20 protein-coding genes, 1 tRNA gene and 1 other annotated feature are annotated in these 19,229 nt (G+C 55.7%); of the genes, 14 read left to right on the top strand and 7 right to left on the bottom strand.

Going from position 1 to position 19,229, the window contains the following annotated elements; translation table 11 throughout:
- Positions 1–233 precede the first annotated feature (233 nt).
- The 14 genes from thrS to selO all read left to right on the top strand — a co-directional run bounded on the left by thrS (position 234) and on the right by selO (position 12,880).
- Positions 234–2,162, top strand: a complete 1,929-nt coding sequence (thrS, locus tag ENTMO_RS0100385) for a threonine--tRNA ligase (RefSeq protein ID WP_010426101.1) — start codon at positions 234–236, stop codon at positions 2,160–2,162.
- A 3-nt stretch (positions 2,163–2,165) separates the two neighbouring features.
- The gene (gene infC, locus ENTMO_RS0100380) at positions 2,166–2,708 is read left to right on the top strand and encodes a translation initiation factor IF-3 (protein WP_059443439.1); all 543 of its coding nucleotides are present in this window, start codon (positions 2,166–2,168) and stop codon (positions 2,706–2,708) included.
- A 97-nt stretch (positions 2,709–2,805) separates the two neighbouring features.
- Entirely contained in the window at positions 2,806–3,003 is a 198-nt protein-coding gene (gene rpmI, locus ENTMO_RS0100375) for a 50S ribosomal protein L35 (RefSeq protein WP_003030583.1), read from the top strand.
- Between the two features lie 51 nt (positions 3,004–3,054).
- Entirely contained in the window at positions 3,055–3,411 is a 357-nt protein-coding gene (gene rplT / locus ENTMO_RS0100370) for a 50S ribosomal protein L20 (protein ID WP_000124850.1), read from the top strand.
- A gap of 117 nt (positions 3,412–3,528) precedes the next feature.
- Positions 3,529–3,653, top strand: a sequence feature (Phe leader region).
- Positions 3,534–3,578, top strand: coding sequence for a pheST operon leader peptide PheM (gene pheM / locus ENTMO_RS26020; RefSeq protein ID WP_001386830.1), 45 nt, complete (start codon positions 3,534–3,536; stop codon positions 3,576–3,578). (Overlaps the previous feature by 45 nt.)
- Positions 3,654–3,715: 62 nt before the next feature.
- Positions 3,716–4,699: a phenylalanine--tRNA ligase subunit alpha gene (pheS, locus tag ENTMO_RS0100365; protein ID WP_010426091.1), complete on the top strand. Its 984-nt coding sequence runs from the start codon at positions 3,716–3,718 to the stop codon at positions 4,697–4,699.
- Positions 4,700–4,714: 15 nt separating this feature from the next.
- A complete protein-coding gene (gene pheT / locus ENTMO_RS0100360) occupies positions 4,715–7,102 on the top strand; it encodes a phenylalanine--tRNA ligase subunit beta (RefSeq protein WP_010426089.1) in 2,388 nt (795 codons plus the stop codon).
- Positions 7,103–7,106: 4 nt separating this feature from the next.
- Positions 7,107–7,406: an integration host factor subunit alpha gene (gene ihfA, locus ENTMO_RS0100355; RefSeq protein ID WP_003857805.1), complete on the top strand. Its 300-nt coding sequence runs from the start codon at positions 7,107–7,109 to the stop codon at positions 7,404–7,406.
- Between the two features lie 103 nt (positions 7,407–7,509).
- Complete coding sequence (gene btuC, locus ENTMO_RS0100350) at positions 7,510–8,490, top strand: vitamin B12 ABC transporter permease BtuC (protein WP_010426088.1); 981 nt, start codon at positions 7,510–7,512, stop codon at positions 8,488–8,490.
- Positions 8,491–8,523: 33 nt separating this feature from the next.
- Complete coding sequence (locus ENTMO_RS0100345; protein ID WP_010426075.1) at positions 8,524–9,075, top strand: glutathione peroxidase; 552 nt, start codon at positions 8,524–8,526, stop codon at positions 9,073–9,075.
- The gene (gene btuD / locus ENTMO_RS0100340) at positions 9,075–9,830 is read left to right on the top strand and encodes a vitamin B12 ABC transporter ATP-binding protein BtuD (protein WP_010426074.1); all 756 of its coding nucleotides are present in this window, start codon (positions 9,075–9,077) and stop codon (positions 9,828–9,830) included. The genes ENTMO_RS0100345 and btuD overlap by 1 nt, the downstream gene beginning before the upstream one ends.
- Positions 9,831–9,903: 73 nt before the next feature.
- On the top strand, positions 9,904–10,368 hold the full coding sequence (locus tag ENTMO_RS0100335) for an NlpC/P60 family protein (RefSeq protein ID WP_010426073.1): 465 nt from the start codon (positions 9,904–9,906) through the stop codon (positions 10,366–10,368).
- Positions 10,369–10,662: 294 nt separating this feature from the next.
- Positions 10,663–11,373, top strand: a complete 711-nt coding sequence (locus tag ENTMO_RS0100330) for an EAL domain-containing protein (protein WP_010426072.1) — start codon at positions 10,663–10,665, stop codon at positions 11,371–11,373.
- Positions 11,374–11,437: 64 nt separating this feature from the next.
- Positions 11,438–12,880 carry a protein adenylyltransferase SelO gene (gene selO, locus ENTMO_RS0100325; protein WP_010426071.1) on the top strand — a complete coding sequence of 481 codons (1,443 nt, stop codon included), beginning with the start codon at positions 11,438–11,440 and terminating at the stop codon, positions 12,878–12,880.
- On the opposite strand, the gene ENTMO_RS0100320 is transcribed toward selO, so the two are convergent.
- From ENTMO_RS0100320 to ENTMO_RS0100290, 7 genes are all read right to left on the bottom strand, one after another.
- Positions 12,877–13,656, bottom strand: a complete 780-nt coding sequence (locus ENTMO_RS0100320; RefSeq protein WP_010426070.1) for a heme ABC transporter ATP-binding protein — start codon at positions 13,654–13,656, stop codon at positions 12,877–12,879. The genes selO and ENTMO_RS0100320 overlap by 4 nt on opposite strands.
- Positions 13,649–14,641, bottom strand: coding sequence for a FecCD family ABC transporter permease (locus tag ENTMO_RS0100315; protein ID WP_010426068.1), 993 nt, complete (start codon positions 14,639–14,641; stop codon positions 13,649–13,651). The genes ENTMO_RS0100320 and ENTMO_RS0100315 overlap by 8 nt, the downstream gene beginning before the upstream one ends.
- Positions 14,641–15,462, bottom strand: coding sequence for a heme/hemin ABC transporter substrate-binding protein (locus ENTMO_RS0100310; RefSeq protein ID WP_010426067.1), 822 nt, complete (start codon positions 15,460–15,462; stop codon positions 14,641–14,643). Before ENTMO_RS0100310 ends, ENTMO_RS0100315 begins: the two co-directional genes overlap by 1 nt.
- On the bottom strand, positions 15,459–16,487 hold the full coding sequence (gene chuS, locus ENTMO_RS0100305) for a hematinate-forming heme oxygenase ChuS (RefSeq protein WP_010426066.1): 1,029 nt from the start codon (positions 16,485–16,487) through the stop codon (positions 15,459–15,461). The genes ENTMO_RS0100310 and chuS overlap by 4 nt, the downstream gene beginning before the upstream one ends.
- Before the next feature lie 23 nt (positions 16,488–16,510).
- Positions 16,511–18,496, bottom strand: coding sequence for a TonB-dependent hemoglobin/transferrin/lactoferrin family receptor (locus ENTMO_RS0100300; protein ID WP_010426064.1), 1,986 nt, complete (start codon positions 18,494–18,496; stop codon positions 16,511–16,513).
- A gap of 76 nt (positions 18,497–18,572) precedes the next feature.
- On the bottom strand, positions 18,573–18,761 hold the full coding sequence (gene hemP / locus ENTMO_RS0100295) for a hemin uptake protein HemP (RefSeq protein WP_010426061.1): 189 nt from the start codon (positions 18,759–18,761) through the stop codon (positions 18,573–18,575).
- A gap of 364 nt (positions 18,762–19,125) precedes the next feature.
- Positions 19,126–19,201, bottom strand: a tRNA-Asn gene (locus ENTMO_RS0100290).
- Positions 19,202–19,229 lie beyond the last annotated feature (28 nt).

Below are 19,229 nucleotides of genomic sequence, written 5' to 3'. Positions count from 1 at the left end.
ATACCGATGAGTGAAGGTTCAAACTGGTCGCAGAGGGTGCATTCGCCCTTTCATTAGTGTTACCATTAGGGGGCTTGCCGTAAATCCGCATTTGTCTGAAATCGGCGGGAGCATGATGACGAGCCAATTTGACGATTGTTGGTCAGATGGTTTCGCAATCTATTGTTAAATAATGATTATTTTCTTTGTATATGCTCTTATGTGTGGGGCATCACTGCAAATAAGGATATAAAATGCCTGTAATTACTCTTCCTGATGGCAGCCAACGCCATTACGACCACGCTGTTAGCCCAATGGATGTTGCCCTGGATATCGGCCCTGGACTCGCGAAAGCGACCATCGCTGGCCGTGTAAATGGTGAGCTAGTTGATGCGTCCGATCTGATCGAGAGCGATGCGAAGCTGTCTATCATCACCGCGAAAGACGAAGAAGGTCTTGAGATCATTCGTCACTCCTGCGCGCACCTGTTAGGTCATGCGATTAAACAGCTGTGGCAAAACACCAAAATGGCGATCGGCCCGGTTATCGACAACGGCTTCTACTATGACGTTGACCTCGATCATACCCTGACCCAGGAAGATATCGACGCGCTCGAAAAACGTATGCACGAGCTCGCCGAAACCAACTATGACGTCATCAAGAAGAAAGTCAGCTGGCACGAAGCGCGTGAAACCTTCGTGAAGCGCGGCGAGAACTATAAAGTCTCTATTCTTGACGAAAACATTTCGCATGATGACAAGCCTGGCTTGTACCATCACGAAGAATACGTCGACATGTGCCGTGGACCGCACGTGCCGAACATGCGCTTCTGTCATCACTTCAAGCTGATGAAGATCGCAGGCGCCTACTGGCGTGGCGACAGCAACAACAAGATGTTGCAGCGTATTTATGGTACCGCATGGGCAGATAAGAAAGCCCTGAGCGCGTACCTGCAGCGCCTGGAAGAGGCTGCGAAGCGTGACCACCGTAAAATCGGTAAGCAGCTTGACCTGTATCATATGCAGGAAGAAGCGCCGGGTATGGTGTTCTGGCATAACGACGGCTGGACTATCTTCCGTGAACTGGAAACCTTCGTTCGCTCCAAGCTGAAAGAGTACCAGTACCAGGAAGTGAAAGGCCCGTTCATGATGGACCGTGTGCTGTGGGAAAAAACCGGCCACTGGGACAACTACAAAGATGCGATGTTCACCACCTCGTCTGAGAACCGTGAGTACTGCATCAAGCCAATGAACTGTCCGGGTCACGTTCAGATCTTCAACCAGGGTCTGAAATCCTACCGCGACCTGCCGCTGCGTATGGCGGAGTTCGGTAGCTGCCACCGTAACGAGCCATCAGGTGCGCTGCACGGTCTGATGCGCGTTCGTGGCTTTACTCAGGATGATGCGCATATCTTCTGTACTGAAGATCAGGTCCGTGACGAAGTTAACGCCTGTATTCGTATGGTCTACGATATGTACAGCACCTTTGGCTTCGAGAAGATCGTGGTCAAACTCTCAACGCGTCCGGAAAAACGTATCGGTAGTGATGAGACATGGGATCGCGCAGAAGCGGATCTCGCCGTGGCGCTGGAAGAGAACGGCATTCCGTTCGAATACCAGCTGGGCGAGGGCGCATTCTACGGTCCGAAAATTGAATTTACCCTGTATGACTGCCTCGATCGCGCATGGCAGTGCGGTACTGTACAGCTGGACTTCTCCCTGCCGCAGCGTTTAAGCGCCTCTTATGTTGGCGAAGACAACGAGCGTCAGGTACCGGTAATGATTCACCGTGCAATTCTCGGTTCTCTGGAGCGCTTCATCGGCATCCTGACCGAAGAGTTCGCGGGCTTCTTCCCAACCTGGCTTGCGCCAGTGCAGGTCGTGGTGATGAACATTACCGATTCTCAGGCGGATTACGTTAAAGAATTGACGCAGAAACTACAAAATGCGGGCATTCGCGTAAAAGCAGACTTGAGAAATGAGAAGATTGGCTTTAAAATCCGCGAGCACACTTTACGTCGTGTCCCGTATATGTTGGTCTGTGGTGATAAAGAGGTGGAAGCAGGAAAAGTTGCCGTTCGCACCCGCCGTGGTAAAGACCTGGGGAGCCTGGACGTAAGTGAAGTGATTGAGAAGCTGCAACAAGAGATTCGCAGCCGCAGTCTTCAACAACTGGAGGAATAAGGTATTAAAGGCGGAAAACGAGTTCAAACGGCACGTCCGAATCGTATCAATGGCGAGATTCGCGCCCAGGAAGTTCGCTTAACAGATCTTGAAGGTGAACCACTGGGGATTGTGAGTCTGAGAGAAGCGATCGAAAAAGCTGAAGAAGCTGGAGTAGATTTAGTTGAAATCAGCCCTAACGCCGAACCGCCAGTTTGTCGTATCATGGACTACGGCAAGTTCCTTTATGAAAAGAGTAAGTCTTCTAAGGAACAGAAGAAGAAGCAAAAAGTTATCCAGGTTAAGGAAATCAAATTCCGTCCTGGTACCGACGATGGCGATTATCAGGTAAAACTCCGCAGCCTGATTCGCTTTCTGGAAGATGGCGATAAGGCCAAGATCACACTGCGTTTCCGCGGTCGTGAGATGGCCCACCAACAGATCGGTATGGAAGTGCTTAACCGCGTCCGTGAAGATCTGAGTGAACTGGCAGTAGTCGAATCCTTCCCTACGAAGATCGAAGGCCGCCAGATGATCATGGTGCTCGCTCCTAAGAAGAAACAGTAAGGCCTTCAAGCAGCAAAATCTGTGGAGCCTTCGGGTTTCATAGGTTTTGTTCGCCTATGTTTCGTTTATTTAACAATGCGAAGTGGAAGTTATTAAGATGCCAAAAATTAAGACCGTACGCGGTGCTGCTAAGCGCTTCAAAAAAACCGGTGGTGGTGGATTTAAGCGTAAGCACGCAAACCTGCGTCATATTCTGACCAAAAAATCTACTAAGCGTAAACGTCACCTGCGTCCAAAAGGCCTTGTTTCTAAAGGCGATCTGGGTCTGGTTATCGCGTGCCTGCCGTACGCATAAGCCGTTAACGTTTAATTTTTTTACTAAGAATATAGATACAGGAGAGCACACATGGCTCGCGTAAAACGTGGTGTAATTGCACGTGCACGTCACAAGAAAATTTTGAAACAAGCTAAAGGCTACTACGGTGCGCGTTCACGCGTATACCGCGTTGCCTTCCAGGCTGTTATCAAAGCAGGTCAGTACGCTTACCGTGACCGTCGTCAGCGTAAGCGTCAGTTCCGTCAACTGTGGATTGCGCGTATCAACGCAGCAGCACGTCAGAACGGTATTTCTTACAGCAAATTCATCAACGGCCTGAAAAAAGCCTCTGTTGAAATCGACCGTAAGATCCTGGCTGACATCGCAGTATTCGACAAAGTAGCGTTCACCGCTCTGGTCGAAAAAGCGAAAGCAGCACTGGCATAAGCCAGTTGAGAGAGGGAGCTTTGCTCCCTCTTTTGTTTTAACATCATCAGAACATTGACTTTTACCCGTTCAGGCTTTTCAATAAGGTCTTCACGGTTTTTACCACACAAGGTAACGCAAGCATGAATGCTGCTATTTTCCGCTTCTTCTTTTACTTTAGCACCTGAATTCAGGAGGCTAGCGCGTGAAAGATGAAACGAAAAACAGCGCCAGATAAGCCTCCTGATGGAGGCTTTTTTTGTGTCTAAATTCGAGAGAATAAGTCCACCAAATCGGTGTCTGCACCGACATAATGAGGAAAACCATGTCACATCTCGCAGAGCTGGTTGCCAGTGCAACGGCCGCCATTAACCAGGCCTCAGATGTTGCCGCGTTAGACAATGTCCGCGTCGAATATCTGGGCAAGAAAGGGCATTTAACCCTTCAAATGACTACCCTGCGTGAGCTGCCGCCGGAAGAACGCCCGGCAGCGGGTGCGGTGATTAACGAAGCCAAGGAGCAGGTACAGCAGGCGCTGAACGCGCGTAAAGCTGAACTCGAAAGCGCGGTGCTGAATGCGCGTCTGGCGGCGGAAACCATCGACGTTTCTCTGCCCGGTCGCCGTATTGAAAACGGTGGTCTGCACCCGGTAACCCGTACCATCGATCGCATTGAAAGTTTCTTCGGTGAGCTCGGCTTTACCGTGGCGACTGGCCCGGAAATCGAAGATGATTATCACAACTTCGATGCCCTGAACATTCCTGGCCATCATCCGGCACGTGCTGACCACGACACTTTCTGGTTCGACGCTACGCGTCTGCTGCGTACTCAGACCTCCGGCGTACAGATCCGTACCATGAAGGATCAGGAGCCGCCAATCCGTATTATCGCGCCGGGCCGCGTCTATCGTAACGACTACGATCAGACCCACACCCCAATGTTCCACCAGATGGAAGGTCTGATTGTTGATAAAAACATCAGCTTCACCAACCTGAAGGGTACGCTGCACGATTTCCTGAACAACTTCTTTGAGGAAGATCTGCAGGTTCGTTTCCGTCCGTCCTACTTCCCGTTCACCGAACCGTCTGCGGAAGTTGACGTGATGGGTAAAAACGGCAAATGGCTGGAAGTGCTGGGCTGCGGTATGGTGCATCCAAACGTGCTGCGTAACGTGGGTATCGATCCGGAAGTGTACTCCGGCTTTGCCTTCGGTATGGGCATGGAGCGTCTGACCATGCTGCGCTACGGCGTGACCGACTTACGTGCATTCTTCGAAAACGATCTGCGTTTCCTCAAACAGTTTAAATAAGGGCAGGACAGAACAATGAAATTCAGTGAACTGTGGTTACGCGAATGGGTGAACACGACGCTCGACAGCGAAGCACTTTCTAACCAGATCACCATGGCGGGTCTGGAAGTTGATGGCGTCGATCCTGTCTCGGGTGCTTTTACCGGCGTGGTGGTGGGTGAAGTGGTCGAGTGCGGACAGCACCCTAACGCCGACAAACTGCGCGTGACGAAAGTGAACGTGGGCGGTGACCGTCTGCTGGATATCGTCTGCGGCGCGCCAAACTGCCGTCAGGGGCTGAAAGTGGCCGTGGCAACCGTCGGTGCAGTGTTGCCGGGCGATTTCAAAATTAAAGCGGCTAAGCTGCGCGGCGAGCCGTCTGAAGGCATGCTGTGCTCCTTCTCCGAGCTGGGTATTTCCGACGACCACAACGGCATCATTGAGCTGCCGCTGGATGCGCCAATCGGCACCGATATCCGTGAATACCTGAAGCTTGACGACAACACCATTGAAATCAGCGTCACGCCAAACCGTGCCGACTGCTTAGGTATCATCGGCGTGGCGCGTGACGTTGCCGTGCTGAACCAGACCGAACTGAACGCGCCGGAGATTGCTTCGGTTGAAGCGACCATCAGTGACGTGCTGCCAATCCAGGTTGAGGCTGCGGATGCTTGCCCGCGCTATCTGGGCCGCGTGGTGAAAGGCATTAACGTTAAGGCGCCAACGCCGCTGTGGATGAAAGAGAAGCTGCGTCGCTGCGGTATCCGCTCAATCGATGCGGTTGTTGACGTAACCAACTACGTTCTGCTGGAGCTGGGCCAGCCGATGCACGCGTTCGATAAAGATCGTATCGACGGCGGCATCGTTGTGCGCATGGCGAAAGAGGGCGAAACCCTGGTTCTGCTGGACGGCAGCGAAGCCAAACTGAACGCCGATACGCTGGTGATTGCTGACCACAGCAAAGCGCTGGCAATGGGCGGTATCTTCGGGGGTGAACACTCTGGCGTGAACGATGAAACGCAAAACGTTCTGCTGGAATGCGCGTTCTTCAGCCCACTCTCAATTACCGGCCGCGCACGCCGCCACGGTCTGCATACCGATGCCTCTCACCGCTACGAGCGCGGCGTTGACCCGGCTCTGCAGTACAAAGCGATGGAACGTGCGACTCGCCTGCTGATCGACATCTGCGGCGGCGAAGCGGGTCCGGTTATCGACGTGACCAACGAAGCGACGCTGCCTAAGCGTGCCACCATTACCCTGCGCCGCAGCAAGCTGGATCGCCTGATTGGCCACCACGTTGCCGATGCACAGGTTACCGACATTCTGACCCGTCTGGGCTGTGAAGTGACCGAAGGCCTGGACGAGTGGAAAGCCGTTGCGCCATCATGGCGTTTCGACATGGAAATTGAAGAAGATCTGGTGGAAGAAGTGGCCCGCGTTTACGGCTACAACAACATCCCTGACGAGCCGGTACAGGCGGGTCTGGTGATGGGCACCCACCGTGAAGCCGACCTGTCCCTGAAGCGTGTGAAAACCATGCTCAACGACAAAGGCTATCAGGAAGTGATCACTTACAGCTTTGTTGATCCTAAGCTGCAGCAGCTGATACACCCGGGCCAGGAGGCGCTGATCCTGCCAAGCCCGATCTCCAGCGAGATGTCCGCGATGCGTCTGTCCCTGTGGACCGGCCTGCTCGGCACTATCGTGTATAACCAGAATCGTCAGCAAAACCGCGTGCGAATTTTCGAAAGTGGATTGCGCTTTGTACCGGATACTCAGGCGAATTTAGGCATCCGTCAGGATCTCATGCTGGCGGGGGCTATCAGCGGTAATCGCTATGAAGAGCACTGGGATCTGGCAAAAGGTACGGTTGATTTCTACGATATGAAGGGCGATCTGGAAGCCATTCTCGATCTGACCGGTAAATTATCTGAAATTGAATTCCGTGCAGAAGCGAATCCAGCCCTGCATCCGGGCCAGAGCGCGGCGATTTATTTGGACGGTAAACGCGTTGGTTTCATTGGAGTTGTTCATCCGGAACTGGAGCGTAAGCTGGACCTGAATGGCCGTACCATCGTGTTCGAGCTGGAGTGGAACCCGGTTGCAGACCGCGTCATTCCTCAGGCGCAGGACGTATCACGCTTCCCGGCGAACCGCCGTGATATCGCGGTTGTCGTCGCTGAAAACGTGCCCGCAGCAGATATTTTGGCCGAATGTAAGAAAGTTGGCGTAAATCAGGTAGTTGGCGTAAACTTATTTGACGTGTACCGCGGCAAGGGCGTAGCAGAAGGTTTCAAGAGCCTCGCTATTAGCCTTATCCTTCAGGATACCAGCCGTACACTCGAAGAAGAGGAGATTGCCGCTACCGTTGCCAGATGTGTAGAGGCATTAAAAGAGCGATTCCAGGCATCATTGAGGGATTGAACCTATGGCGCTTACAAAAGCTGAAATGTCAGAATATCTGTTTGATAAGCTTGGGCTTAGCAAACGGGATGCCAAAGAGCTGGTAGAGCTGTTTTTCGAAGAGATCCGTCGTGCTCTGGAAAATGGTGAGCAGGTAAAACTCTCCGGTTTTGGCAATTTTGATTTGCGAGACAAAAACCAACGTCCGGGTCGCAACCCGAAGACGGGGGAAGATATTCCCATTACAGCCCGCCGCGTGGTGACCTTCAGACCCGGCCAGAAGTTAAAAAGCCGTGTCGAAAACGCAACGCCTAAAGCAGAGTAATATGAACTAACTAAAAAGGCCGCTATTGCGGCCTTTTTTCTTTGCGCTCTTCTGCAAACCCACCGTAAAATCAATTACATCTCACGTGACTAAAACCATACCTATGCTTGATTTTGCCCATCGCCAGCACCGTTCCGATCGACGTCGCCTGCTTCTGCTTGCGCTGCTGCTCATTGTGGCCGCTGTCGTTAGCCTGTGCGCGGGCGACAGGTGGCTGGGGCCGGAAAGCTGGTTGGGTCCGGATGGCCAGCTTTTTGTCTGGCAAATACGCCTGCCGCGCACGCTGGCGGTGATCCTGGTGGGGGCCGCGCTGGCGCTGTGCGGCACCATCATGCAGGCGCTGTTTGAAAATCCGCTGGCGGAGCCCGGGCTGCTTGGCGTGTCGAATGGGGCTGGCGTGGGGCTGATTGCGGCTGTCATGCTGGGGGGCGGGGCACTCTCAGCGTGGAGCATTAGCTTTAGCGCTATTCTCGGCGCCTTGCTGATAACCATCATTCTTCTGCGTTTTGCCAGACGGCATCTGTCGACCAGTCGGCTGCTGCTTGCCGGGGTGGCGCTGGGGATCATCTGCAGCGCGTTAATGACCTGGGCGGTCTATTTTTCAACGTCGTTCGATTTGCGCCAGCTAATGTACTGGATGATGGGCGGATTCGGCGGCGTCGACTGGCGGCAGGGCTGGCTGATGGCGCTGTTGATCCCGGTCATACTGTGGACCTCTTTTCAGGCACAGCCGCTGAATATTCTCGCGCTCGGCGAAACGTCGGCTCGCCAGCTCGGCATGCCGATTAGCTTCTGGCGCAATGCGCTGGTGATTGCCATTGGCTGGATGGTGGGGGTGAGCGTGGCGCTGGCGGGGGCGATTGGCTTTATCGGGCTGGTTATCCCACATATGTTGCGTCTGTGCGGTATTACCGACCATCGGACTTTACTTCCGGCCTCGGCGGTTGCCGGGGCGGCAACGCTGCTGGTGGCTGACATCATCGCCCGACTCGCCCTGAGCGCAGCCGAACTGCCGATTGGTGTAGTGACCGCTACGCTGGGCGCGCCGGTATTTATCTGGCTACTCTTAAAAGCTGGACGTTAAATCACTACCCGTAAGACAACCTGAGGGAATGCTATGCAGACTGATATTCTGAATACCGAAGTGACCACCATTGACGGCGAGAAAACCACGCTGGAAGGCTACAAGGGCAACGTGTTGCTCATCGTCAACGTGGCATCTAAATGTGGCCTGACGCCGCAGTACGAACAGCTGGAGAACATTCAGAAAGCCTGGGGGAAAGACGGTTTCACCGTACTGGGCTTCCCGTGCAACCAATTCCTGGGCCAGGAGCCGGGCAGCGAAGAGGAGATTAAAACCTTCTGCAGCACCACCTATGGCGTGACGTTCCCGCTATTCAGCAAGATCGACGTCAACGGTGAAGACCGCCACCCGCTCTACGCGAAGCTGGTGGCCGCAGCGCCGACCGCCGTGGCGCCAGAGGGCAGCGGTTTCTATGAACGTATGGCAAGCAAAGGGCGCGCGCCGCTCTATCCTGACGATATCCTGTGGAATTTTGAAAAATTCCTGATTGGTCGCGACGGCCAGGTTGTCCAGCGTTTCTCACCGGATATGACGCCTGAAGATCCGATCGTCATGGAATCTATCAAGCTGGCGCTGGCGAAATAATGACGTTGCTGATGCAGCTCACGGACGTCGCCGATAAGGGACGTCTGGAGCCGGTAACCGGTGCTATCAATGCCGGAGAAATCCTGCATCTTGTTGGGCCAAATGGGGCCGGTAAAAGCACGCTGCTGGCACGCATGGCGGGCTTGAACTCTGGTCCGGGCGAGATCGTGCTGCAGGGGCACGCCCTTGCCGACTGGTCACCGGTATCGCTGGCACATCGGCGTAGCTATTTAGTTCAGCAGCAGGTGCCACCGTTTGCGATGCCGGTCTGGCACTATCTGATGCTGCATCTGCATGATAAAAACAGCGCCACGCTGCTCTCGGATGTCGCGATGGGGTTAGGGTTAGACGATAAACTCACCCGTCACGCCAGCCAGCTCTCCGGTGGGGAGTGGCAGCGCGTGCGTCTGGCCGCGGTTATCCTGCAGATCCATCCGGCAGGAAATCCGCACGGACGCTTGCTGCTTCTGGACGAGCCGATGAGCGGTCTGGATGTCGCCCAGCAGGCGGCGCTGGATACCCTGCTAAGCGGGTTGTCCCGTCAGGGGATAGCCGTCGTCATGAGCAGTCACGATCTTAACCACACGCTGCGTCATGCCCACAGGGTCTGGCTGCTGTCGCGAGGCAAAATGATTGCCAGCGGCGCGCGTGACCAGGTTCTTACGCCTCCAAATCTTGCCCGCGCCTACAATATGTCGTTTCGCAGGCTGGACATAGAAGGGCATAAGATGCTGATTTCTACCGCGCAAGAGTAACCGTTTCTTGCCTGGTAGCCTACTTGCACGCTAAATTACAAAAAGAATAAAAAAACAGAGGATTCGTCTGGACATGCGATTCTGGTTTCTCTTTGTGGCAGCGCTCTTTCTTGCGGGATGCAGTAGCCATCGTGCGCCACCCCCTAACGCCCGGCTCTCGGATTCAATCACCGTGATTGCCAGCCTGAACGACCAGTTAAGCAACTGGCGCGGCACGCCTTATCGCTACGGCGGTATGAGTCGCGGCGGCGTGGACTGTTCTGGTTTTGTGCTAATGACCTTTCGCGATAAGTTTGATTTGCAGCTTCCGCGTGAAACGCGCAAGCAAGCTGAAATAGGCACGGAAATCAACAAAGATGAGTTACTGCCTGGCGACCTGGTCTTTTTCAAAACCGGTTCGGGTGAAAGCGGTCTCCATGTTGGCATTTACGATACGGATAACCAGTTTATTCATGCTTCGACCAGCCGTGGGGTGATGCGCTCTTCGCTCGATAATGTCTACTGGCGTAAAAATTTCTGGCAGGCGCGGCGTATTTAGTCGCACCTTGACGGCTTAACGCTGGCGGCAGGGTAACTATTAAACTATGCCGCTTTTAATCATATAAGATGATTAAAGTTAAATTTACGAAGAATTAGTTATGTCCAGATGTATCTGTTTTATCTAAAACTGGCTATTACACAGCAACCAGGATAAGATTAATTTAGATTCAGGGATAAATCTGAAAAATATTACGGAACTGATGAAATTAATCTTATTAAAATCAAGACAGTGGAATTGTGTCGTCAATTGCTCCAGGATGTCCTCTCTCATCTTTAATGCGGGGCGAGTGCAATGATTATTACGCTAGATAATGCCTACAAGTCTGAACTTTTGCTGCAGCCTGCGCGTAATAGCGCCGGGGAGCTTAAAGGTTTAGAGCTTGTGGTTAACTTTGCTGGCGTTGACACGGAAGTGAGGATCCCTACTGAACTGGTTATCCCGCGTCTTTCACCTGCAGAAGAGTTAGCGCTGTTTCAAGAGAAACTGCAATTGCTCGACACCTGTAAACTGTTCTTTATTCAGCACCAGTTAATTGCATGGATCAATATTACACCTGTAATAGTTGAGTTTTTATTAACGAATGGAAATGCTGTTCCATTACTTGAGCGCTATCCTTTTCTTGAGTTTACTGTTAATGAGAACTATCCAGGTTTAAATAATGGAAAAGATGATCTGAACCTGGCGAGAATGGCAATCCATTTTCCTTTAGTGCTGACAAACTTTGGCGCAGGTGCAGCATCTCTCAAAGCGGTTTATGACGGTTTGTTTAAGCGCGTAATACTGGACAAGGGTTTTATCCAGCAGCGGGCTGCAGCGCTTTCTTTTGAGCCCTTTATGCGCGCTATTCTCTGGCAAATCACCCCACACTGCCAGTCGGTTATGGTATCCGGGATTGACGATCACAGCCTGTTGCAGCGCGTGCTGACGTTTAATTTTGGCGCGATGCAGGGAAGTCTCTGGCCTGCCGTACCGGCAGAGCAGGTGACAACGCTCGTTCAATGATAACCCTTCTCTTCGCCCGTGTTTAAGACCCGCTAAACCCTCTACACTAAAAGCAGGAGGACCTATGACCCTGTCTTTTACTGCACACTGGCATGACGAGTTGCCTGGCTTTTATACCGCACTCAAACCTACACCGTTACACCATTCCCGTCTTATCTGGCATAACGCGCCGCTGGCTGACGAACTGGCGATCCCGCCTGACCTGTTCCCGCCTGCAGAAGGGGCTGGCGTCTGGGGTGGCGAAACGCTTTTGGCGGGCATGCAGCCACTGGCTCAGGTCTACAGCGGCCACCAGTTTGGCGTCTGGGCGGGGCAACTGGGTGACGGCCGGGGGATCCTGCTCGGTGAACAACAGCTTCCCAACGGGGAGACGGTTGACTGGCATCTGAAAGGTGCGGGTCTTACCCCCTATTCGCGAATGGGCGACGGGCGCGCGGTGCTGCGCTCAACGATCCGCGAAAGCCTGGCGTCGGAAGCCATGCATGCGCTGGGGATCCCTACCACGCGCGCGCTGTCCATTGTTACCAGCGACACGCCGGTTGCGCGTGAGACGATGGAGCAGGGGGCAATGCTGGTCCGCATCGCTGAAAGCCATCTGCGCTTTGGTCATTTTGAACACTTTTACTATCACCGCGAGCCGGAAAAAGTCCGACAGCTTGCAGACTATGCCATTCGCCGCCACTGGCCACAGTTGCAGGGCGAAGCGGAAAAGTATGTTCTCTGGTTCCGCGATATCGTCTCCCGTACCGCCTCAATGATTGCACGTTGGCAGACCGTCGGGTTTGCACACGGGGTCATGAATACCGATAACATGTCCCTTCTGGGACTCACCTTCGATTACGGTCCGTATGGCTTCCTTGATGATTACCAGCCGGGTTACATCTGTAACCATTCGGACTATCAGGGACGCTACAGTTTTGATAATCAGCCTGCTGTAGGGTTGTGGAATCTACAACGCCTTGCGCAAAGCCTGTCGCCTTTTATTGACGTCGATGCCCTGAACGATGCGCTCGACGGCTATCAGGAGGTTCTGCTGCGGGAGTATGGTGCGCTGATGCGCAACAAGCTGGGCCTGCTGACCCAGGAGAAGGGCGATAACGAATTACTGAACACCTTGTTTGCGCTGATGGCGCGGGAAGGGAGTGACTACACCCGCACCATCCGGATGCTGAGCCAGACGGAGCAGAACAGCGCGGCGTCACCGCTGCGTGACGAGTTTATCGACAGGCAGGCGTTTGACGACTGGTTCACGCTCTACCGCTCGCGGCTTCAGCAGGAGCAGGTGGATGATGCAACCCGCCAGGAGAAGATGAAGGCCGCGAACCCCGCAATGGTGTTGCGCAACTGGCTGGCGCAGCGGGCGATTGAGCAGGCAGAGCAGGGACAGTACGACGAGCTACACCGCCTGCATGTGGCGTTGCGCACGCCGTTTGCCGACCGGGACGATGACTACGTCAGCCGCCCGCCTGAGTGGGGTAAGCGGCTGGAAGTGAGCTGCTCAAGCTAGGGGGCGAGAAATACCTGCGGCGCGGCGTGAGCCGGATGTTGACCCACGTGCAGCTGTGCGCCATACCAGTGGGCCAGCGCATCGGCCTGCAGGACGGCCTCCGGGGTGCCTCCGGCGACCAGCCTGCCGTTATGCAACAACAGGATCCTGTCTGCCCACAGCGCCGCCAGATTGAGATCGTGCAGCACCACGCAGACGTGCAGATCTTTTTGACGGGTCAGCGATCTTAACAGCCGCAGCAGATACTGCTGATGGTAGAGATCCAGCGCGGAGGTGGGTTCATCCAGGAACAGCCAGCCGCGCGGAGCACCGTCGCACCAGAGCTGGGCCAGCGCGCGCGCAAGCTGGACACGCTGCTGTTCGCCACCGGAAAGCGCCGCAAATTGCCTTCCGGCAAGCGGTAAACATTCGGTGATCCGCATGATTTCCTGAATCACTGCCGCTTCAGGCGTGCGCGTCCACGGGGCGCGGCCCATGCCGACAACGGCCTCCACCGGCCAGTCAAATCCCAGTTGCGTGTTTTGTCGCATTACCGCCCGCTGGCGGGAAAGCGCGTCCGGACGCCATGCGCTGAGGGGTTTCCCCGCCAGAAGACAGTGCCCGCTGGCAGGCTTGAGATAACCCGTTAACAGCCGTAATAACGTCGATTTCCCGGCACCGTTCGGGCCAATTAACGCGATCAGTTCACCCTGCGACAATGACAGCGAAATGTCGTTGATTATCGTGCGTCGTCCCGCCTGAAAAACAATATTTTCAGCGCAATAGCGGTCAGCCATGTTGCCCTCCACGATGGAAAATAAGCCAGAGAAACCAGGGGGCGCCAAGAAGGCTGGTCAGTAAACCAACCGGCATTTCTGCTGGCGCGACCAGCGTTCGCGCGGCCGTATCCGCAACCAACAGCAGCGAAGCTCCGGCGAGGACCGAGCCGGGGATCGCGGCCCGGTGATCAGCGCCCAGCCACATACGCATCAGATGCGGTACCACCAGCCCCACAAAGCCGATCACGCCGCTGACCGCCACTGCGGCAGCAACCAGCAGGGCGCTGCACAGCAGCAGGATCCGCTGTACGACGGCGACATCCACACCCAGGTAGTGCGCTTCCTCATCACCGAGTTGCAGCACGTTGAGCGCGTTCGCCAGCCGCCAGATAACCAGAACGGTGGGCACCATCAGCGAGGTAACGGCCAGCAGTGTCGACCACTGTGCCTGACCGAGGCTGCCCATTCCCCAGAGCGAAAGCTGGCGAAGCTGCGCATCGTTACTCACCCAGGAGAGGACGCCGACCGCCGCGCCGCACAGGGCATTTATTGCAATGCCAACCAGTAACAGACGTGACAGGGAGCTGTTACGCTGTTGGCTGAGCAGGAAGATCGCAACGGTCGCTGCCAGCGCGCCGAGAAAGGCTGCCAGCATCGGGGCGTAGAGCATCACCAGGGCAGGTAACGAGAGCGGAAGAACGACCCACAGCGCGACCGCCAGCGCCGCGCCGCTGCTGATGCCGAGCAAACCCGGATCCGCCAGGGGATTGCGAAACAGTCCTTGCATCACACACCCCGCCAACGCCAGCGACCCGCCGATGACCAGCGCCAGCAGCACGCGAGGCAGGCGGATCGTCAGCCAGATTTGACGCAGCGCCTCGTCGCTGCCGTTCCACAGCAGGCTGACCGGCAGGCGCAACGCACCAAAGCCGGTGGCCGTGAACGTCAAAAGGGAGAGCAGGGCAGCCAGCAGCCACAGTGAAACCGTAACCCGTCGGGACATCAGGGGAGTTGCTCCGCTTTGGCGCGCAGCTGCTGGATCGCTTTCGGCGTTCGCACGCTAAAGCCCAGCAGCGCCATGTCATCAATCGCCAGCATCTGTCTGTTCCGCCCGGCTGGCGTTTGCGCCAGACCCGGCAGCGTCCACAGATTTTCTTCACCGCCCAGCGCCCGCACACCGTCCTGCGAAATCACCACCAGGTCGGGCTGGCTGGCAATCACGCCCTCCTGCGACAGCGGCTGATAGCGGGAAAATCCCTGCATAGCGTTCTGTAAACCTGCCGCACGGATGGCGGCATCCGCGCCGGTCTGCTGCCCGGCAGCCATGGCGGTCATCCCGCCGTGGTTAAGAATAAACAGCACCCGCTTGTTCAGCGACGACCCAGGCAGTGCGGCCAGCTCCGCACGCAGCGTTTTGCGCAGGATTTCTCCCTGCGCCTGCTGGTGCGTTGCTTCGGCGATCGTCCGGACTTTCTCGTCAATCACGCTCAGGGCGTTACTGGCGGGAACGGTGACCACCCTGACGCGGCTTTGCTCAACCTGCTTCAGTGCCAGAGAGGGCTGAGCCTGAGCGCTCGCCAGCACCAGCGTGGGACGCATGGACAAAATTCCCTCCGCATTAAGCTGGCGCAGATAACCCACGTCTGGCAGGTCGTTCGCCGCCTGCGGCCATTGGCTGGTGCTGTCGCGCGCGACCAGAGAAGACTCTGCGCCAAGGGCATAAACGATCTCCGTGACGTCGCCGCCGAGGGTGACAATTTTCTCCTGCGTGGCGGCAAACGCCACCAGAGGCAGGGCGCTCAGCAGGGCAAACCAGCTTTTCATGCGGCCATCCCTTTTGGCGTCAGGGCGTCAATCTGGCTGCGCCACTGGCTCTGCTCCGGCTCGCCTTCGGTACGCTGGCCATACAGCTGGGCGATTTGCGTACCGTCGGCGGCAAACAGTTCCAGGCTGGTGACGTGGCCATCTGCGGTCGGCTTGCGCGTTACCCAGCTCTCCGCGACGGCGTCTTCCAGCAGATGCAGCGTAAAGGCGGGGTTAAAGATATTCAGCCAGCCTTTCATCGGTACGACTTTTTCCACCGCGCCGGTGAAGATCTGCACGCAGCCGCGGTTGCCTACGAAGACCATGATTTCGTTACCGTCCTGACGTGCCGTTTCCAGCAACTGCCCCAGCGCGCTGTTCTCAACTTTGCAGGCGAGGTCGTCGCCCACCAGACGAAACGCCTGCTGACGGCTGAGGTTATGGCGCTTCAACAGGCTGAAGAACTGATGAACGTCGGTCATGGCGCGCCACTCTTTGTCCACACGCGCGCCATCCGCATTCTCAGCGTGAGCCGGGGCATCGGCGGCCTTCAGCTCAAGCGGCGGGTTATCGGCAAAGATAAAACGGGTCAACACGTCGCCCCAGGCAGAGACGTCGGTATTGTCCGTGGTATACACCTTCAGCAGGGCATCGCCCTGACGATCGAAAAACTGAATGCTCTGACGCTCACCGCGCGCGGTGGTTTCGCTGATGTGAAACACGCTCGCCCACTGGTTGAGGAACAGGCGCAGATCCAGCGCGCGCGGGTTCAGCACCAGCCCGGCGTGGCCGTTCAGGTGCTGGTTGGTAAAGCTCCCGACCTGCTCGTGCACGGCGTATTCGTTGCGGCAGATACACCGGGTTTCGCCCACGGCTTCCAGCGCGCCTAAAATCTCGCGGATTTCACCGTGCAGTCGCCAGGCGTCATGACCTACGCGGGCAAAGGTCAGCTCCGCTTCGCTGATGTTCATTAACCCTGCGATGTCGCGCGCGTATTTACCCGGATTGTCTTCTTTTAACTCAAGCCAGCGTGTGTAGTGATTCATTGTCTCTTCCTTCTCAATATGCGTTACCACTGATAACTCACGAAAATCTTACCGTTACGACCGTCCTGCGGGATCCCCTGCGGTGACCAGTACGCTTTGTCGAAGGCGTTGCCTAGCACCAGCGTGGTGGTCACGCCTTTGAGCTGTTCCTGACCTTTATAGCTGACGTAGAAATCATTGACCGCATAGCCCGGCTGTTTACTGTAGCTGCTGCTGATATGCGTTGAGCGATCGACAAAAGTACCGATCCAGCCGACGGAAAACCCGCTTTGCGCCACCGGGATATCCAGCTTGCTGGTGACGGTGTCCGGGTTAATGCTGGAGATATACTCGCCGGTGTTGGTGTCTTTGCCGCGCGTGCGGTTGTAGGCCACGTCGAGGTTGAACAGGTCGGCGGAGTATTTCGCCATTACGTCCCATCCCCAGATTTTGGCGTCGGGGACGTTATAGGACATGGTGGTCGCCGCGGCAAAATCGACGGTGGTAGAGATGTAGTCTTTGGCTTTGGTATCGAAATAGCTGGCCTTAAACTCCAGCGCATCGTTGGCAAGCATCAGATCGTCAAAGCGCAGACCAAAACCGAACTCCTGGGTTTTGTTGGTTTCCGGGCGCAGGTTCGGGTTGGGTACCCAGTAGTTGGTGTAGAAGCTGCCGATGGAGAAATGTTTCGCATCGTTATACATCTCGCCCATGGTCGGCGCGCGGAAGGCCTGCGCATAAGAGCCGAACAGCATCAGCCAGTCGGTTGGGCTGATGGTTAACCCGGCACGGGATGACCACTTATCGGCATCCACATCGTCGTAACCCTCGCTGCTGCCGCGATAATTGTCGTAGCGCGTACCGCCCAGCAGGGTCACGGGCAGATCGCGCAGGGTGATCTCATCCTGCAGCCAGCCGGAGCTGAAATCGATTTTGGCATTCGGGAAGCCGGTTGTCGCACCGCCCGGGCGTTGCTCCTGACGATAGTATTCGCCACCGTAGGTCAGGAGATGAGACGCGAAGGAGTCGCTGAACAGACGGGTGCGGTTTTCCACTTTACCGCCTTTGGTGGTCTGCTTGCGGAACTCGCCGGTGCCGTCGACGTTCTGGGCGTTAATGCGCGCTTCGGACCAGTAGACTTTTGCATCGGCGTTCAGCCAGTCGTTACCTTCCGGGGCAAGGTGGTAGCCAAGCTGCGCATCACGCTGGATGGTGGAGCGGTCGGTCATGGGGTTGCTGCTGTCGGACGCGTCGGTGGTTTGCGGGTTTTTCGGCTCCTGCGCGTCGTTGTTGTAGTAGCGCAGGGAGCCGCTCAGGGTTTGAGCCGGGTCGATTTTCCAGCTCCCTTTTGCCAGCATGTTATTAATGGATTCGTCGTTAGGCGCCGTTGCACCGTCACTCTGGCGAATATCACCGCGATCCCGGCTCGACCATGCCACCAGACCGTCCAGCGTCTCGGTACGGCCGTAGGCGCTGGCACCCATTCCGATGCTGTGATCGCCCGTCGCGCCCGTACCAAACACGCGGTAGCCGCTGTTCTTGCCCGGCTCGAGCAGATCGTTGGCGTCGGCGGTGTCATAGGAAATCACGCCACCCAATGCGCCGCTGCCGTACAGCAGAGCGGAAGGACCGCGCACCACTTCAATACGTTTGATCAGCGCCGGGTCGAGGAAGGTGCTGTTGAGGTGGCCGGTATCGGTTCCCTGACGTACGCCGTCGACCAGGACCAGCACGCCGCGACGGTCGTAACCGCGCAGGTTGACGTCCTGACCATTCGTGCGGCCGGTGCCGTCCAGCGTCAGGCCGGGTACCTTGCGCAGCAGGTCGGCGGCAGAGCTGGCGGTCTGGTTTTCCGGGGCGGTGGCGTCAATGACGCTAACCATCATCGGCGCCTCAAAGGCGCTGCGGGCGTTGCCGGTGGCGGTTACGGTGATGTCGTCTGTGGCAGCAAACGCAGCCCCCGGCAGGGTGCTGACAATCGCCAGCGCCAGAAGTGACGGACGTAAAGACGTGGAATGCAGGTGTGGCATAGCAACTCTCCATAAGAATTGAAAAGCGCTGGCTGCCTGGGGATAACCTGGGTGGCTGGCGAAATTATCGTGTTGTTTATTTAGTCAGGATCAGTTTTCCGGCATGGGTCTGGCGCAGAAGATAGTGCTGGCCGTCATGCTCGATAATGACCCGCCCCTCATCACCGAGCAGGGTTTTGCTGTCGATACGGCGATCAGTGGAGGTGGGGGAAGGCGCTGTGTGTGTTTTTATTGGCGTTGCCGCGCTGTTATCCGTACGTGACATAATGTTTATAAATAACAATCAATGTAACAATGATAATCATTATCAATAAACTGCAAATTCACGGCAAGCGTTTTTGTGAAAATTGTGTGACGGGATCAAATTTGGGGGGTGAGGTGCGGTCTGATGCCCTCTCCCACAGGGAGAGGGAGCAAACACTAAAAACGGCAACAGGGTTGCTGTTTTGCTTTTACCTCGCTCTCACCCCGGCCCTCTCCCACAGGGAGAGGGTGCAAACACTAAAAACGGCAACCAGGTTGCCGTTTTGCATTTATCTTGTAGGTCGGGTAAGGCGAAGCCGCCACCCGACAATTTTACCCGCCGCAGAAAAGCAAAAAGCCTGCTTTAAAAGCAGGCTTTTCAAATTTGGCTCCTCTGACTGGACTCGAACCAGTGACATACGGATTAACAGTCCGCCGTTCTACCGACTGAACTACAGAGGAATCGTGTGAACGGGGCGAATATTATCGA

Origin of the sequence: Enterobacter mori LMG 25706 (assembly GCF_000211415.1) — a bacterium.
GTDB classification, from domain to species: Bacteria; Pseudomonadota; Gammaproteobacteria; order Enterobacterales; family Enterobacteriaceae; genus Enterobacter; species Enterobacter mori.
This window is presented reverse-complemented; position numbering and strand designations above follow the sequence as displayed.

Excerpts from the sequence above, each read along its gene's own strand:
- thrS (WP_010426101.1), top strand. The coding sequence starts at position 234 with ATGCCTGTAATTACTCTTCCTGATGGCAGCCAACGCCATTACGACCAC.
- rpmI (WP_003030583.1), top strand. The coding sequence starts at position 2,806 with ATGCCAAAAATTAAGACCGTACGCGGTGCTGCTAAGCGCTTCAAAAAA.
- rplT (WP_000124850.1), top strand. The coding sequence starts at position 3,055 with ATGGCTCGCGTAAAACGTGGTGTAATTGCACGTGCACGTCACAAGAAA.
- pheS (WP_010426091.1), top strand. The coding sequence starts at position 3,716 with ATGTCACATCTCGCAGAGCTGGTTGCCAGTGCAACGGCCGCCATTAAC.
- pheT (WP_010426089.1), top strand. The coding sequence starts at position 4,715 with ATGAAATTCAGTGAACTGTGGTTACGCGAATGGGTGAACACGACGCTC.
- ihfA (WP_003857805.1), top strand. The coding sequence starts at position 7,107 with ATGGCGCTTACAAAAGCTGAAATGTCAGAATATCTGTTTGATAAGCTT.
- btuC (WP_010426088.1), top strand. The coding sequence starts at position 7,510 with ATGCTTGATTTTGCCCATCGCCAGCACCGTTCCGATCGACGTCGCCTG.
- ENTMO_RS0100345 (WP_010426075.1), top strand. The coding sequence starts at position 8,524 with ATGCAGACTGATATTCTGAATACCGAAGTGACCACCATTGACGGCGAG.
- btuD (WP_010426074.1), top strand. The coding sequence starts at position 9,075 with ATGACGTTGCTGATGCAGCTCACGGACGTCGCCGATAAGGGACGTCTG.
- ENTMO_RS0100335 (WP_010426073.1), top strand. The coding sequence starts at position 9,904 with ATGCGATTCTGGTTTCTCTTTGTGGCAGCGCTCTTTCTTGCGGGATGC.
- ENTMO_RS0100330 (WP_010426072.1), top strand. The coding sequence starts at position 10,663 with ATGATTATTACGCTAGATAATGCCTACAAGTCTGAACTTTTGCTGCAG.
- selO (WP_010426071.1), top strand. The coding sequence starts at position 11,438 with ATGACCCTGTCTTTTACTGCACACTGGCATGACGAGTTGCCTGGCTTT.
- ENTMO_RS0100320 (WP_010426070.1), bottom strand. The coding sequence starts at position 13,656 with ATGGCTGACCGCTATTGCGCTGAAAATATTGTTTTTCAGGCGGGACGA.
- ENTMO_RS0100315 (WP_010426068.1), bottom strand. The coding sequence starts at position 14,641 with ATGTCCCGACGGGTTACGGTTTCACTGTGGCTGCTGGCTGCCCTGCTC.
- ENTMO_RS0100310 (WP_010426067.1), bottom strand. The coding sequence starts at position 15,462 with ATGAAAAGCTGGTTTGCCCTGCTGAGCGCCCTGCCTCTGGTGGCGTTT.
- chuS (WP_010426066.1), bottom strand. The coding sequence starts at position 16,487 with ATGAATCACTACACACGCTGGCTTGAGTTAAAAGAAGACAATCCGGGT.
- ENTMO_RS0100300 (WP_010426064.1), bottom strand. The coding sequence starts at position 18,496 with ATGCCACACCTGCATTCCACGTCTTTACGTCCGTCACTTCTGGCGCTG.
- hemP (WP_010426061.1), bottom strand. The coding sequence starts at position 18,761 with ATGTCACGTACGGATAACAGCGCGGCAACGCCAATAAAAACACACACA.